Origin of the sequence: Enterocloster sp. OA13 (assembly GCF_022440595.1) — a bacterium.
GTDB classification, from domain to species: Bacteria; Bacillota; Clostridia; order Lachnospirales; family Lachnospiraceae; genus Enterocloster; species Enterocloster hominis.
The window spans coordinates 4,324,691-4,339,499 of the sequence record NZ_JAKNTF010000001.1 but is presented as its reverse complement, the minus strand read 5'-3'; the positions used below and the strand labels follow the sequence as shown (position 1 = coordinate 4,339,499).

Here is a 14,809-nt window from a genome sequence, read left to right as displayed (position 1 = left end):
TAATCAATGGGAATATACAGAATACACAACGCAGTTAAGGAGGAAAAACACATTAATTGTAACAGGTCATTCCTTTTGAAAAAGTTGGCACGGTATTTGCTTAATAATATTGACATGAAAGCAAAAGTAAAAATCAAAAGGAAGGATGATTTTATGAACAGAAAACCAATATTAGGAATACTTCTGGGAGATGGGGCCGGGGTGGGTGCTGAAATCATAGCAAAGCTTGCAGCATCCGGGTTTTATGAGGAATACTGCCGTCCGGTTGTGATTGGGGATGTAAGGATATTTGAGCGGGGCGCCAGTGTCTGTGGACTGGAAATTCCCATGCAGGTGATTGAAAAGGTGGAGGACGCGGACTGGGATCAGGGAATACCCGTGTTGGACCAGAAGGATCTGAATCCCCAGGAAGTGCCTTATGGACAGATACATATAAAAAGCGGACAGGCCTGCCTGGATATGCTGAGGACCGCTATTGAACTTTATCAGGAAGGGAAAATCGATGGATTCTGTTTTGCTCCGTTAAACAAGCAGGCCATGATAAAGGCCGGATGCCCCTTTGAAAGTGAACATCATTACATGGCCCATCTGTTTAACCACACGGACCCCTTTGGCGAAATCAATGTCCTTGGGGATTTGTGGACCACGCGGACAACCAGCCATATCCCTATCAGCATGGTGAGCCAGAACCTGACGGAAGAAACCATCATGAGGGCTGTGCGCCTGGCTAATGTGTCCCTGAAGAATTCAGGAATTGAAAAGCCGAGGCTTGCCCTGGCGGCCCTTAATCCACATTGCGGTGAGGGCGGCAAATGTGGACGGGAAGAGATTGATGTAATTGGGCCTGTTATTGAAAAGGCCAGGGAAATGGGGATTGATGCCAACGGCCCGTTCCCATCTGATATCCTGTTTATCAAGGCATTTAACGGGGATTTTGACGGTGTGGTGACCATGTACCATGACCAGGGGCAGATTGCACTGAAGCTAAAGGGCTTTGACCAGGGGATTACCATTGCCGGCGGACTTCCGGCACCTATTGTCACCTGTGCACACGGGACTGCCTATGATATAGCCGGCAAGGGGATTGTAAAAACTTCTGCATTTGAAAATGCAGTGAAAATGGCGGCAAGGATGGCCAACCACCTGAGGGGATAATGGATAGAAAAGGGAGGTTTATATGAAGAAGATAGGAACGAAACAGATTGTACCGCTGGTGCTTGCTGTATTTGCAGTGGTATTTGCAGTGATTGGTTTCACACAATTAGGCTTCTGGAGCCATGTTGATGGTCCACGGCCAGGCTTTTTCCCAGCCATCATGGCCATTATCATGTTCCTGACCAGTATTGTTTCTTTTTTTCAGTCATTGAAGGATAAGGAGTCTGCCGAATATGAGAAAAATGAACTTTTAGTAATTGCGGGAGGCGCGGGGATTATTGTGGGAAGTTATATCATCGGCCTTCTTCCAAGCTGTTATCTGTTCATCGTATTGTGGCTGAAGGTTTTTGAACATACAAGCTGGAAGGATACGCTGATTGTACTGGCTGTCTGTGTGGCGATTTCCGTGGGCGTGTTCCGCCTGTGGCTGGGAGTGTATTTCCCCATGGGCCTGCTGGATTACATATTATAGGAGAGGAGCAATCGAAAATGGAAAATATAGAACTGTTGTTAGGAGGCTTTTCCACCCTGTTTACGTTCAGCAACATAGGAGCCGCCATGCTGGGCGCCATCCTGGGACTGATAGTGGGCGCCATGCCCGGTATCGGAAGCCTTGCAGGTGTTGCGCTGCTGTTGCCCCTTACCTATAAATTCAACCCTACTACCGCAATCATCATGCTGGGAGCGCTCTATTATTCCAATATGTACGGCGGCGCATTCAGCGCCATCCTGCTGAACATACCCGGGGACTCCCCGGCCATCTGTACGGCCATGGACGGCTATCCCATGGCAGCCAAGAAGAAACGGCCGGGCCAGGCGCTTTTTACTGCTAATATGGCTTCTTTTATCGGAGGGACCATCGGTATCATCATCCTGACATTTACAGGCCCGGCCCTGGCTAATGTGGGCCTTAAGTTCGGTCCTTCAGAGATGACGGCCCTGCTGTTTATTGCAATGACGTCCATCAGCTGGCTGGTGGGTGAGAACCCCATAAAAGGTGTTGTCATCACCATGCTGGGAATCCTGCTGGCAAGTATGGGGATGGATACCCTGTCCGGTTCGCCAAGATATGATTTTGGCAGTATGTATCTGCTGGGCGGTATTCCGTTTACACCATTCATCATTGGAACCGTTGGATTTTCGCAGGTCATTAACCTGGTAATGGAAAGAGGCGCGGACACAAAGGCAAACAGGGATGTGAAACTGACAATCCGGGGAAGCCTTTTGACCAGACATGATTTTAAACGGCTCCTGCCACCGTCCATACGCTCCGGACTTATGGGTACATTTGTGGGCGTGCTTCCGGGTGCAGGCGCAACCACAGGCGCTTTCATGGGGTATGCGGCCCAGAAAAAGTTTAAGAGCGAGGAGGAGTTAGGGACAGGCGCCATTGAGGGAATCGCTGCCAGTGAGGCGGCAAATAATGCGGCGGCGGCAGGAGCATTTGCTCCATTGCTGGCCCTTGGAATCCCGGGAAGCGGAACAGGTGCTGTTTTGTTAGGCGGACTTATGATGTGGGGACTGAACCCAGGGCCGCTGCTGTTTACCAATGAACCGGAGTTTACATGGGGGCTGATTGCATCCTTGTTCCTGTCCAATATCTTTACCCTGATTGTATCTATTGCCGTGATTCCGTTCCTGATAAAGATACTGTCCGTACCAGTGAAGTTCATGATACCCATCATCATCACGGTGTGTGTGGTGGGTTCCTACAGCTCAAGCTATTCCATGTATGGTGTGATTGTAATGTTCCTGTCCGGTGTCCTGGGTTACATCCTTACCAAAAGCGGGTTCCCCACGGCGCCCATGCTGCTTTCCTTTGTACTTGCAAAGCTTCTGGAATCCAATATGCGCAAGGCGTTCATTATCTCCGGAGGCAGCCTGGACATTTTCTTTACAAGACCAATCACATGCGTGCTGATGCTTATTTTCCTGGCATTTATCTTTACACCTGTCATAAAAGCAGTTTGGAAGAAATCCAGATTAGCAAAGGCCTGATGGCTTTATCATAATAATATTAGGAGGGTTAACAAAATGAAAAAAAGGAGTATTTTACTGACAGCAGCCTTGATGGCGGCAGCGGCGCTTGTGACAGGATGCGGGGAGGGAAGCAGCAGCGGCCCCTTTGAGCCAAAGGATAATATTAACTGGATTGTTACCTCCAGTCCGGGCGGCGGCAGCGATATCTATACGAGAATGATATCTGACATTATGACAAAGGACAACATGGTCAATGGACAGACCATCATTGTTACTAACAAGACAGACGGAAGCGGCGAGATAGGAAGGAATGAAGTTGCCAATACAAAGGGAAAGAAGGCGGATTACACCCTTTTGACCTTTAATAGCGGTGACCTGATGCCTATGGTGCAGAACACGAAGAACCGCTCCTCCAACTTTAGGATCCTGGCCATCATGGCAGTGGATAAACAGCTTGTTTTCAAGGGCGGCCATACAAAATATGCTGATTTCAATGAGGCCATCGAGGCAGCAAAGAGCGGCACAAAGGTAGTGATCGGAGGCTCCAAGGGCGATGATATCGCTACCTATGATGCCCTGATTGCAGAGCTGGGGGTCAGCAAGGACGTCATGTCCTACATAACATATGACTCCACCGGTGACGCCATCACAGCAGCCTTGGGCGGACATATTGAGTTTGTCATATCCAAACCAGCAGCAGCCACGGAATATGTGGCTGCAGGTTCCCTGGTTCCGGTCCTGGCCCTGTCCACGGAACGCTATGCAGGTAATCTGGCCGATGCCCCTACCTTAAGTGAAATCGGGGATTATGAAAATGTGGAAGTGCCTGTATGGCGCGGAGTGGCAGCACCGGCTGACATGAGCGATTCTGCCGCCGCATTCTGGAGTGAACAGCTTAAGAAGGTGTCTGGGACAGATGCCTGGAAGACAGATTATCTGGAGAAGAACAAATTGATTAGTAACTATATGGATATGGCGGCTGCAACGGAGTATGTGACTGCCTACGAAAAAGAATATATGGAGAGTATTGGCGTCCAGTAAGGTTTGGATATGGCGGCAGATGTTATGCCAGAATCCTATATGACAGATAAAAGCCATGGGCGGGGAAACGATAATCAGTTCCCTGCCCATGGCTTTTGGGTTTTATTCCATTACAGGGCCGCTTCTGGCAGGATACAATGGCACTATAATGATATTCATGGAAAATGGATAGGATGAAACGTTATGAAACATTTGAAGGAGATATGTGAGAAACAAAAAGAAACGTTTGTGAAACATAACGCAAATGAAACAACGGCGGTGGCTGCATTTTGACAAAAATACTTCAATTCCCTGGGGATTCATTCAGCATTATCAATGACCGGACGGATAGGAAAGGTTGGCACGTTTCTTGCTCTTTAAATATGTCAGAAAGGCATCGGCAAAAAGATGCCGGACATTATGGAAGGAGGATAAGCAGGATGAAATTATGTTATCAGGCAGCCACCCCGGACGTGGCCATTGCTGGTTCCGTCACAGCCTACCAGGGACCATTGGACCAAAGTTTTGGCGGCCTGTCCAGGCTTGGATATGATGGCGTGGAACTTATGACGCTGAATCCGGGAGCCCTTGACTGGAAGGAAGTGAAGCAGACAGCTGAAAAATACGGGCTGTCCGTTGTCCTTGTGTGTACAGGAGAAATATTCGGGCAGCTGGGACTGAGCTATACCAGTCCGGCGGAAGGCAACCGCAGGGAGGCCATCCGCAGAAGCAAGGAAATCATTGACTTTGCCGGTTACCTTGGCGCCAATATCAATATCGGAAGGGTGCGGGGACAGTATTGTGAACAGCTCTCACGGGAGGAGACAGAGGAACTGGCAGTTTGTGCATTCCGGGAGCTGGCAGATCATGCATCGCCTAAAAACGTGAAAATTGCATTGGAAACAGTGACCATCATGCAGACCAATTTCATCAATACGCTGGCAGAGGCCGTGGATATGGTGGAGCGGGTAAACAGGCCCAACTTCAGGCTGATGATGGATGTCTTCCATCTGAACCTGGAGGAAAAGGACCTGTATGAGGCCATCAGGAAGTACAGCCCTTATAACATCCATGTACACCTGGCTGACAACAACCGCCGTTATCCCGGCCAATGCGGGTTGGATTTTGAGAAAATACTTACCACTTTTAAGGAGTGCGGCTATGATGGGAATTTCTGTACGGAAATATTCCAGCTTCCGTCCATGGAGGAGGCTGCCAGGGGCGCCATGGCATGTCTTGGACCGGCTGCAGAACGGGTTTATGGAAGAAAAGCAGCAGACAGGAGAGATACATGAAGCGTATTGCATTAATCCACACAGTGAAGAGCGTGGCGGTAAGCTTTGAGGAGATGTTAAGGAAGGGCGTTGGCTGTGAGGTGAAGGTACATAACCTGTGGGACGATTTTCTGGCTGACAATCCCAATGAAACCGGTGAATTTACGGCAGATAACAGGAACAGGCTGTTTCTGGACATCAAGGCCCAGGAACTGACTGGGGCGGACCTGATTGCCACCACCTGCTCCACCCTGACCCCGGCAGTGGAGATGATCCGGCCCTTCATCAAGGTCCCGGTCATTGCCATTGACGATGCCATGGCAAAAAAGAGCATTACATATGGGGACCATGTGCTGGTGATGGCAACGGCGGGAAGTACGGTCAGCCCTACAGTATCAAAGATACGCAGGGAAGGGGAAAGAGCCGGGCGGCAGCTTTCCATTGACACCTGTGTGTGTGCGGACGCATTTCAGGCCCTGAAGGCCATGGACATGGAACTGCATGACCGTATCCTTAAGGAAAGGGCGGGAAACCTTGCAGCCTATGACTGCATTGTTCTGGCCCAGGCATCCATGGCCCACCTGGAGGAGGACATTGGGGGCCTTACCAGGTGTCCGGTTCTTACCAGCCCCAGGCTGTGCGTGGAGGAAATCAAGAACAAGTTGGAGGGAATAAGACAATGACAAATGAAAGAAAAGAGGAATTGCAGCTGCAATGCAGCCGGTTCAGGAACCAGCTCATTGACCTGCTTCACAGCATCCAGACCGGGCATCCGGGCGGTTCCCTGTCATGTACGGAACTATTGACTGCCTTGTACTTCGAGATAATGAATGTGGATCCGGAACATCCGGACATGGAGGGAAGGGACCATCTGGTACTCTCCAAAGGCCATGCGGCCCCCATGCTGTATCTGGTGCTGGCTGAAAAGGGATTCTTCCAAAAGGAAGAATTAAAGAACCTGCGGCACATTGACAGCATGCTTCAGGGGCATCCCTGTGTCCACAAAACCCCGGGAGTGGAGCTGTCCACCGGCCCCCTTGGCCTTGGGCTGTCAGCAGGGCTTGGCATGGCCTTGTCAGCAAGAATAAAAGGACAGGATTCCTATACTTATGTTATTATGGGAGATGGGGAAATACAGGAAGGCTGTGTCTGGGAAGCGGCCATGTCCGCCTCCAAGTTCAAGGCTGACCATCTGATTGGCATTCTGGATAACAACGGGGTGCAGCTGGACGGAACCCTTGAAGAAATCATGCCCATGGGGGATATCAGGGCAAAATGGGAGGCATTTGGATGGAATGTGATTCCTTGCAACGGACATGATGTGGCGGACATATGCAGGGCGGTCAAGGAAGCCAAGGCCGCAGCCGGGGCAGACGGCAAAAACCATCCGGGAAAGCCGTCCCTGATTCTGGCGGCAACCGTGAAGGGCAAAGGCATATCCTTTATGGAGGGCAGGAATATATGGCATGGGAAGGCCATCAACGATGAGGAATATGCCAGGGCAAAGGCAGAATTAGGAGGTGCTCAGTAATGGGAGAAATGATAGCAATCCGCGATGCATACGGCGCAGCGTTAAAGGAACTGGGAGGACAGAATCCCAATATTGTGGGCCTGGAGGCAGATGTGGCATCCTCCACCAAGAGCGGTATATTTGGGAGGGCTTTTCCGGAGCGGTATTTTAACGTGGGAATCAGCGAACTTAACATGGTGTCCATGGCAGCCGGGTTTGCCAGGGAAGGGATGATTCCCTATGTGAACACCTTTGCGGTTTTCATGACCACCAGGGGAGCGGATCCCATCCAAAGCCTGATTGCCTATGACAACCTGAACGTGAAGCTGTGCGGCACCTACTGCGGCCTGTCGGACTCCTATGACGGGGCCAGCCATCAGGCCATTACGGACCTGGCCTTTGTGCGCTCCATTCCCAATCTGACCGTTGTCGCGGTGGCGGATGCAGTGGAGACGAGGAAGGCCGTATTCGCCCTGGCGGAACACCGGGGGCCGGTGTACCTCAGGCTCAGCAGGGCAGAAGCGCCTGTGTATTATTCCCCTGATATGGAGTTTGGGATCGGGAAGGGAATCACGGTAAGGGAAGGCGGGGATGTGACCATCATTACCACGGGAACCGTTCTTCACAAGGCCCTTTTGGCAGCTGCCCTATTGGAGGAAGAAGGAATCCAGGCAACGGTGGTGGATATGCATACCATCAAGCCTATTGACCAGGATCTGGTCATAGAGTGCGCCAAGGGCACAGGAGCCATTGTCACGGTGGAGGAACACAGCATTTACGGAGGCCTTGGCAGCGCGGTGGCAGAGGTGTTGGCAGAACACAGGCCCGTGCCCATGGAGCGGATTGGGGCCGTTGATTTCGCTGAGTCAGGGGATTATGAAGAACTGCTGGTAAAGTATGGATACAGCCCTAAGGCCATTGCGGATAAGTGCAGGGCTGTCATGAAGCGCAAATAGTCCGGCAGCCAGACAGCAAAGGGCTGGCTGGGAAATGACGTAAGGAGGTTGGACATGGAACAATCCATGAGGAAGTTCATGAAAGTGGGACTGATTCTTCATGTTGCCTACAGAGGCCTGGGGGATGGAGACGGCCCCATACTTGAATGCCTCGGTAAGGTGGTGGCGGATGACTACTTTGACGCGGTGGAGGTGGCCCGTATCAATGACCCGGAGGTCAGAAGGGCAGCGGCAGGGCTTATACGGACAGGCCATATGGTGTCTGCCTACGGCGGGCAGGGACGCACGCTATCCGCCGGCCTGAACCTGAATGACCTTGATGAAGGGGGCAGGCAAAAGGCGGTGGACACCCTGAAGGAAGGGATTGACGAGGCTTATGAACTGGGATGTGTGGGATTTTCCTTCCTGTCAGGCAGGTACCGGGAGGAGACAAAGGAACAGTCCCTCCATCAGCTTATAAAATCCACAAGGGAGTTGTGTGCCTATGCCCGGGATAAGGGAGACATGCCCATCTGCTGTGAGGTATTTGATTACGATATTGACAAAAAAGCCCTCATAGGGCCTGCGTCCCTGGCAGCCAGATATGCAGGCATCATCAGGGAGGAGTTTGAGAACTTCGGACTGCTGGTAGACCTAAGCCATATTCCCATGATACATGAGACAATAGAGGAGGGCATCCTGCCGGTAAAGGATTATATCATCCATGCGCATATGGGCAATACGGTCATTAAAAGCCCGGACTGTGAGGCCTACGGTGACAACCATCCAAGATTTGGGTTCCCGGACAGTGAAAATGACGTAAATGAGCTGGCAGAGTATCTGAGGCTGCTGCTAAAGATTGGTTTCCTCAATGAAAAGACCCGCCCCATTGTCAGTTTTGAGGTAAAACCGTGGAAGGATGAACCGTCGGAGGCAGTGATTGCCAATGCAAAACGCACCCTGAACCTGGCCTGGGAGCTGGTGTAAGGGAAGATTAATCAGGACATGGTTAAATTGTAAATAGAAAAAGGAGGATCATGATATATGAAAGACCCGATTCAGGAATATTTTCAGGTGGGAACCATCCAGTGGATGACCCATCCCCCGGTGGATTACCCCATACTTGAATCCGTTAAGACCATTTGCTGCGATGAATATTTCAGCGCACTGGAAATCACCCATATCGAGGATCAGGAGACCAGGGACAGGGTAAAGGACATGCTGGCCCAGGGCCATATGAAGGTGTGCTACGGCGCCCAGCCCCGCCTGTTGGGACCTAAGCTGAATCCCAATGACCTCAATGAGGAAGGCAGGAAAAAGGCCGAGGCAGTGCTCATTGACTCTGTTAATGAGGCTAAGTATATGGGGGCCGGGGGAATTGCATTCCTGGCAGGAAAGTGGGAGCCTGAGACAAAAGAACAGGCTTATGCCCAGCTGCTTAAGACCACCAGGGCCGTGTGCAGCCATGCAGCGTCCTTGGGAATGATGGTGGAGCTGGAGGTATTTGATTTTGACATGGATAAGGCTGCCCTCATTGGACCTGCGCCCTATGCGGCCAGGTTTGCAGCTGACATGCGCATGACCCATAATAACTTCGGGCTGCTGGTGGACCTGTCCCATTTCCCTACCACATATGAGACATCCAGGTTTGTAATCCAGACCCTGCGCCCCTATATCACCCACCTGCACATCGGTAATGCCGTGGTAAAGGAGGGCTGCCAGGCATACGGGGATCAGCACCCAAGGTTCGGATTCCCGGAAAGCGCCAATGACACGGAACAGCTGGTTGATTTCTTTACCGTGTTAAAGGAAGAGGGCTTTTTCAATAAGGATAATCCCTATGTACTGTCGCTGGAAGTAAAGCCATGGGCCAATGAGGACGGGGATATCATCCTTGCCGGTACAAAGCGTGTCATCAACCGTGCCTGGGCCCTGGTAGAGGATTAATATAAATTCAATCGAGGAGGAAAATGGACATGAAAATTGTAGTATTGGACGGATATACAGAAAATCCCGGAGACTTAAGCTGGGAGGGGCTTGAGGCCCTTGGCACCCTGACCGTGTATGACAGGACCCCGGCGGACAAGGTGGCGGAGCGGATTGGGGATGCCCAGGCCGTGTATACCAATAAAACGCCGATAACGGCAGAGACCATACACCAGTGTCCCGGAATGAAATTTATCGGTGTCCTGGCCACAGGGTATAATGTGATTGATACGGCGGCTGCCAAGGAACAAGGGGTGGTGGTTTCCAACATCCCCACCTATGGAACGGACGCCGTGGCCCAGTATGCAATGGCCCTTCTTCTGGAACTGTGCCATCATGTGGGTGAACATTCCGACTGTGTGAAGGCAGGGGAGTGGACCCACAATCAGGACTGGTGTTTCTGGAAACATCCCCTGGTGGAGCTGGCTGGCAAGAACTTCGGCGTAATCGGTTTTGGAAGGATTGGACAGAGGACCGCGCAGATTGCCCAGGCTTTTGGGATGAAGATCCTTGCTTTTGATGAATACCCCAACAAGGACCTGGAAACAGACAGCTGCAGATACGTATCCCTGGACCAGCTGCTGTCCCAGTCAGATGTAATCAGCCTTCACTGCCCGCTGTTCCCGTCCACGGAGGGAATCATCAACAAAGACACCATTGCAAAGATGAAGGATGGGGTTAAGATCCTTAATACCTCAAGAGGTCCGCTGATTGTGGAGGAAGACTTAAAAGAAGCATTAAACAGTGGAAAAGTAAGCGGGGCAGCCGTGGATGTGGTTTCCTCAGAACCCATCAGGGAGGATAATCCCCTCTTAGATGCCAAAAACATGATCATCACACCCCACATTGCCTGGGCACCCAGGGAATCCAGACAGAGACTCATGGATATTGCGGTGGATAACCTGCGGCAGTTTGTGGATGGGAAGCCCCAGAATGTGGTGAACCGTTAACCGATAGAAGGCCGCAGACAGAAGGCAACAGACGGCAGCAGGAACCGCGCAATCGGATGTACACGGATGTACTCAATTATGATATAATGTTCACGTTGGCATGGTCTCATAGTTGGGTACATTTTTGCGTGAAGGGAACAGGAGGAAGGCAGTCAATGGTTACGATACGTATGTTCATACCATATTTGAATATGAAAAACAGGTTTGAGGCAGCTGTCAGCCGGGTTCAGGGCCAGGATGATATCAGGATTGAACTGCTTCATGTGTTCGGTACCCCTGAATCCCTGTCATGTCATGGAGATGCGGAAATCCTGGTGGCCAGGGGTATGACGTATGACAGGCTGGTCTCCCTGTTTCCGCAAAAGCATGTGGTGGAAATACAGCTGTCCAGTTTTGATATCCTGGAGGCTCTTATAAAGGCCAGGCAGGAATTTGCCCCAAAGAAGATTGCGCTGTGTGTCCGCTACATGGACAACGGCGCGGTGACAGAACTTGAGCGTCTGTGCCAGGCTGAGATTAAATACTATGCAATCCACGATGAGGCTTCCACCCTGGAGGCCATACACATGGCAAAGGAAAGCGGGGCAGACGTGTTTGTGGGGGCAGGTACCATGTGCGGGCTCTGTGATAAGGAGAACCTGAGGCGGGTCCATATCCATACCAAGGATATTGCCATTGACCAGGCCCTGAAACAGGCCATGGATGCAGCCAGGACCATCAATATGGAGAGGGCCAGGTTCAATATGACCAGCGCCATCCTCAATACCAGTTCCGATGCCCTGGTGGCCGTTAATGCAGCCGGCCGGATCCAGGCCCTGAATAATCAGGCATACAGGACATTTCACCTGTCCACCAGGATGGACTTCATGGGATGTCCTGTGGCGGCTGTCTGTTCCGCCTTCAAGTGGCAGGATGTGGTTGAAAACGGAAGGGAAAAGGAAGAAATCATCCAGTGGGAGGACAGGAAGCTTTACACGGAGTACAAACCCGTGGTGGTGGACAAGATGGGCAAAGGAGCCATCATCATGGTGCGCTATACGGAGCAGATCATGGAGGCGGAGACTAAGATACGCCACAGCCTTGTGAGACAGGGACTTACCGCAAAGTATTCCTTTGACGATATCATTGGATCCAGCCAGGCAATCAGGGAGGATATCCTTATGGCAAAGCGCTACAGCAGGGTGGATTCCAATGTGCTGATTGTGGGGGAGACAGGAACCGGCAAGGAGCTGTTCGCCCACAGCATCCACAGGGAGAGCAGGAGGAATGCGGAACCCTTTGTGGCCTTAAACTGTGCGGCCCTGCCCGAGAACCTGCTGGAAAGCGAATTATTCGGATATGAGCCAGGCGCATTTTCCGGGGCATCCAAAAACGGCAAGGCCGGATTGTTTGAACTGGCGCACAAAGGAACCATTTTCCTGGATGAAATCGGGGAAATACCCACTGCGCTCCAGGCCAAGCTTCTGCGCGTACTTCAGGAAAAGGAAATCCGCCGCATCGGAAGCAGCCGTCTTCAGCCTGTGGATGTAAGGGTGATTTCGGCCACTAATATCAATATTGAGGAAAAAATCCGGGAAGGGCAGTTCCGGGCAGACCTGTATTACAGGCTGAACCTGCTGGATATCACAATTCCTCCTCTCAGGGAGCGGTCCGGGGACATACAGGAAATGGTGGATTTTTATCTTACCAGATTTGCATGTGAGATGGGAAAACCCATACCCAAACTGTCCCAGGAATCGGCCCAGTGCCTGATGGATTACCACTGGCCCGGTAATGTGCGTGAGCTGCGCAATATCTGCGAGCGTCTGGTGGTGCTTAGCGATTCCCAGGAAATTGGGCTAAAGGAGATACAGATGCTAAAAATCTTCCGCGCTGGGGAAAGCAATGTTTTGGCTGGGCAGAAAACAGTCAGGAACCAGCCTCCTGAACCGGAGGATATATATTCCTCCCTGAAACCTAGAAAGAAAAAACAGGATATAGCCAGGGAACTGGGGGTCAGCAGGACAACCCTGTGGCGTATGGAGCGGATAGCCAAAGAAAAGAATGAAAGCAATAAGCCCCTGTAAAGTGCCGGAAGATTATGGTATACTGGATGTACTTAAGCTTTGGCAGGGGTATCCGCAGTGAAATGCAGGAAAGGGCAGGGGGGATTTGTATGATTTTCATGAAAAGAGTCATAGCGTCTTTGGTTTATATATTGGCAAAAGGGCGGCAGTTTAAGATAGTTCCGACTAAGCGGCTGCCGTTCCATTCTTTTCCAAAGACAGCAGCGTTAAAAGCCGCAGCCATGGCCGCCATAGGCATTGCGGCCATTACAACCGCCACAGCCATGTCATCCGCCATCTCATATGCCGGACAGTGGCAGCAGGACTCCGGCGGCAGGTGGTATGAGGACGACGATGGTACCTATCCTGCAGGTACATGGAAATGGATTAAGGGCAGATATTATTATTTTGATGGACGCGGCTATATGTTGTCGGATACAACCACCCCGGACGGATATCAGGTGGGGGCTGACGGCGCGTTCCTGCCGGGGCCTGGACAGAGCGTGGATGAGGTGGGCGGCATCCGGTGCGGGGATGAGGATGCAGTGATAACAATGTGGATGAACAATGAGGGACGGCCCATGTATCAGAACGAGATTCATCACGATATGGAATGCTATGTGATGGACCGGGAAGTGGACTGCTTCATGTTTCCAAGCGGGGAGTCGAACCTGAGCCTGGATGCCCATGAGGTGTGGCTGTACGGGGTCACGGCCATTGATGGGAAAGGTGTGGTGTTAGGCGAAATCCATATGATGCCCTTTGAATATGACAGGATTTACAGTTTTGACTTCACCGGGAACAACGATTCAGCCGAAGGACTCTCAAGGTACTGCATTGATAATGATGTGACCATCACCATAGATCTGGTGGATAAGACGGGATATTCCATCCTGACCGGTTATCCGGCAAGCGTATGGCGTTACCGGTACGCCACGGCTTCCAGCATCCCGGCGGCCGGTATGTGATGGATTCCAGATAGGAAAATAAATGACAGCATAGGAGATTACGATGAAAAATCCGTTTAAGAACCAGCAGGGACAGGTCAGATGGGGATATAAGTTCCTCAGTCTTGTATTGATATGGGATATGGTCATACCTGTAATCATAGTAGCGATTGCCCTGGCATTCTCCCTTGCCTTCCGGATCCTGTTGATGAGCCTGGGAATCATGGACGGGGACGGCAGCCTGATGGAGGCATACAGGGGGCAGGCGGACCATTGGTATATGATTATCCTGATATGCATCCAGAACCTGGTCATCATATTCCTGCCGCTTGCCCTGTGGAAATGGGGCTTCCATTCATCCTGGAAAAACCTTGGCATACACGGCAAGGGATGGTTAAGGGATTTGGGCAAGGGCCTTCTCATTGGTATGGTCATGATTACGCTGGTTGCTGCGGGAATCTGCCTGACCGGCAATGCATCCATGAGTTTTGGGAAAGCAGGCCTGGACCCGTGGCTCATAGGTTATCTGGTCATGTTCATATCAGTGGGATTTGGCGAGGAAATCTTTTTCAGGGGATATGCCATGGATGCCCTGCGGCAGGCCAGACCTGGATGGCTGGCCCTGATCCTTCCGGCGCTTCTGTTTGGTATCGCGCACTCCTCCAACAGTAATTTCAGTCTTCTGGGCTTTATCAATATCTGCCTTGTGGGGATTTTCCTTGGCCTTCTTTTCTGGTTCACGGACCAGCTGTGGATTCCTATCGGCTTTCACATTGCCTGGAATTATTTCCAAGGCCCTGTATATGGATTTGAGGTAAGCGGAATCAATACGCCCCGGATGTTCACAACGGTCATCGGTGAGGAAAACCTGTTAAACGGCGGATTATTCGGCCCGGAAGGCGGTCTGTTCACAACCCTGGTGACCCTGGCGGCCATTGGGTGTGTCCTGTGGCATTACCGTGGGAAAAAGGGAAAGTTCCTGCCGCCCCAGTAATAAGCATCCGCAG

The 14,809-nt window shown here is 51.3% G+C and carries 14 protein-coding genes; all 14 read left to right on the top strand.

Features of this window, described 5'->3' with window-relative positions:
* Window positions 1-153: 153 nt before the first annotated feature.
* The 14 genes from MCJ35_RS19180 (at window position 154) to MCJ35_RS19115 (ending at window position 14,796) form a co-directional block, all read left to right on the top strand.
* Window positions 154-1,155, top strand: a complete 1,002-nt coding sequence (locus tag MCJ35_RS19180; protein ID WP_025485827.1) for a PdxA family dehydrogenase — start codon at window positions 154-156, stop codon at window positions 1,153-1,155.
* Between the two features lie 22 nt (window positions 1,156-1,177).
* Window positions 1,178-1,627, top strand: coding sequence for a tripartite tricarboxylate transporter TctB family protein (locus MCJ35_RS19175; RefSeq protein ID WP_025485828.1), 450 nt, complete (start codon window positions 1,178-1,180; stop codon window positions 1,625-1,627).
* Window positions 1,628-1,644: 17 nt separating this feature from the next.
* Window positions 1,645-3,153, top strand: coding sequence for a tripartite tricarboxylate transporter permease (locus tag MCJ35_RS19170; RefSeq protein ID WP_025485829.1), 1,509 nt, complete (start codon window positions 1,645-1,647; stop codon window positions 3,151-3,153).
* A gap of 36 nt (window positions 3,154-3,189) precedes the next feature.
* On the top strand, window positions 3,190-4,176 hold the full coding sequence (locus MCJ35_RS19165; RefSeq protein WP_025485831.1) for a tripartite tricarboxylate transporter substrate-binding protein: 987 nt from the start codon (window positions 3,190-3,192) through the stop codon (window positions 4,174-4,176).
* A 419-nt stretch (window positions 4,177-4,595) separates the two neighbouring features.
* On the top strand, window positions 4,596-5,450 hold the full coding sequence (locus tag MCJ35_RS19160) for a sugar phosphate isomerase/epimerase family protein (protein ID WP_025485832.1): 855 nt from the start codon (window positions 4,596-4,598) through the stop codon (window positions 5,448-5,450).
* Complete coding sequence (locus MCJ35_RS19155) at window positions 5,447-6,112, top strand: aspartate/glutamate racemase family protein (protein ID WP_025485833.1); 666 nt, start codon at window positions 5,447-5,449, stop codon at window positions 6,110-6,112. Before MCJ35_RS19160 ends, MCJ35_RS19155 begins: the two co-directional genes overlap by 4 nt.
* Window positions 6,109-6,960, top strand: a complete 852-nt coding sequence (locus MCJ35_RS19150) for a transketolase (protein WP_025485834.1) — start codon at window positions 6,109-6,111, stop codon at window positions 6,958-6,960. The genes MCJ35_RS19155 and MCJ35_RS19150 overlap by 4 nt, the downstream gene beginning before the upstream one ends.
* Window positions 6,960-7,895 carry a transketolase family protein gene (locus MCJ35_RS19145; RefSeq protein ID WP_025485835.1) on the top strand — a complete coding sequence of 312 codons (936 nt, stop codon included), beginning with the start codon at window positions 6,960-6,962 and terminating at the stop codon, window positions 7,893-7,895. The genes MCJ35_RS19150 and MCJ35_RS19145 overlap by 1 nt, the downstream gene beginning before the upstream one ends.
* A gap of 54 nt (window positions 7,896-7,949) precedes the next feature.
* Window positions 7,950-8,861 carry a sugar phosphate isomerase/epimerase family protein gene (locus tag MCJ35_RS19140; RefSeq protein WP_025485837.1) on the top strand — a complete coding sequence of 304 codons (912 nt, stop codon included), beginning with the start codon at window positions 7,950-7,952 and terminating at the stop codon, window positions 8,859-8,861.
* A gap of 57 nt (window positions 8,862-8,918) precedes the next feature.
* Window positions 8,919-9,821: a sugar phosphate isomerase/epimerase family protein gene (locus MCJ35_RS19135; RefSeq protein WP_025485838.1), complete on the top strand. Its 903-nt coding sequence runs from the start codon at window positions 8,919-8,921 to the stop codon at window positions 9,819-9,821.
* 29 nt (window positions 9,822-9,850) lie between these two features.
* Window positions 9,851-10,810 carry a D-2-hydroxyacid dehydrogenase gene (locus MCJ35_RS19130; protein WP_025485839.1) on the top strand — a complete coding sequence of 320 codons (960 nt, stop codon included), beginning with the start codon at window positions 9,851-9,853 and terminating at the stop codon, window positions 10,808-10,810.
* 155 nt (window positions 10,811-10,965) lie between these two features.
* On the top strand, window positions 10,966-12,876 hold the full coding sequence (locus MCJ35_RS19125) for a sigma 54-interacting transcriptional regulator (RefSeq protein WP_025485841.1): 1,911 nt from the start codon (window positions 10,966-10,968) through the stop codon (window positions 12,874-12,876).
* Window positions 12,877-12,965: 89 nt separating this feature from the next.
* Window positions 12,966-13,823: a hypothetical protein gene (locus tag MCJ35_RS19120; protein WP_240299617.1), complete on the top strand. Its 858-nt coding sequence runs from the start codon at window positions 12,966-12,968 to the stop codon at window positions 13,821-13,823.
* 43 nt (window positions 13,824-13,866) lie between these two features.
* Entirely contained in the window at window positions 13,867-14,796 is a 930-nt protein-coding gene (locus MCJ35_RS19115) for a CPBP family intramembrane glutamic endopeptidase (protein ID WP_008719330.1), read from the top strand.
* Window positions 14,797-14,809: the final 13 nt, after the last annotated feature.

Coding starts and splice junctions, on each gene's coding strand:
- MCJ35_RS19115 (WP_008719330.1), top strand. CDS start 13,867: ATGAAAAATCCGTTTAAGAACCAGCAGGGACAGGTCAGATGGGGATAT.
- MCJ35_RS19120 (WP_240299617.1), top strand. CDS start 12,966: ATGATTTTCATGAAAAGAGTCATAGCGTCTTTGGTTTATATATTGGCA.
- MCJ35_RS19125 (WP_025485841.1), top strand. CDS start 10,966: ATGGTTACGATACGTATGTTCATACCATATTTGAATATGAAAAACAGG.
- MCJ35_RS19170 (WP_025485829.1), top strand. CDS start 1,645: ATGGAAAATATAGAACTGTTGTTAGGAGGCTTTTCCACCCTGTTTACG.
- MCJ35_RS19180 (WP_025485827.1), top strand. CDS start 154: ATGAACAGAAAACCAATATTAGGAATACTTCTGGGAGATGGGGCCGGG.
- MCJ35_RS19155 (WP_025485833.1), top strand. CDS start 5,447: ATGAAGCGTATTGCATTAATCCACACAGTGAAGAGCGTGGCGGTAAGC.
- MCJ35_RS19150 (WP_025485834.1), top strand. CDS start 6,109: ATGACAAATGAAAGAAAAGAGGAATTGCAGCTGCAATGCAGCCGGTTC.
- MCJ35_RS19165 (WP_025485831.1), top strand. CDS start 3,190: ATGAAAAAAAGGAGTATTTTACTGACAGCAGCCTTGATGGCGGCAGCG.
- MCJ35_RS19145 (WP_025485835.1), top strand. CDS start 6,960: ATGGGAGAAATGATAGCAATCCGCGATGCATACGGCGCAGCGTTAAAG.
- MCJ35_RS19140 (WP_025485837.1), top strand. CDS start 7,950: ATGGAACAATCCATGAGGAAGTTCATGAAAGTGGGACTGATTCTTCAT.
- MCJ35_RS19135 (WP_025485838.1), top strand. CDS start 8,919: ATGAAAGACCCGATTCAGGAATATTTTCAGGTGGGAACCATCCAGTGG.
- MCJ35_RS19175 (WP_025485828.1), top strand. CDS start 1,178: ATGAAGAAGATAGGAACGAAACAGATTGTACCGCTGGTGCTTGCTGTA.
- MCJ35_RS19130 (WP_025485839.1), top strand. CDS start 9,851: ATGAAAATTGTAGTATTGGACGGATATACAGAAAATCCCGGAGACTTA.
- MCJ35_RS19160 (WP_025485832.1), top strand. CDS start 4,596: ATGAAATTATGTTATCAGGCAGCCACCCCGGACGTGGCCATTGCTGGT.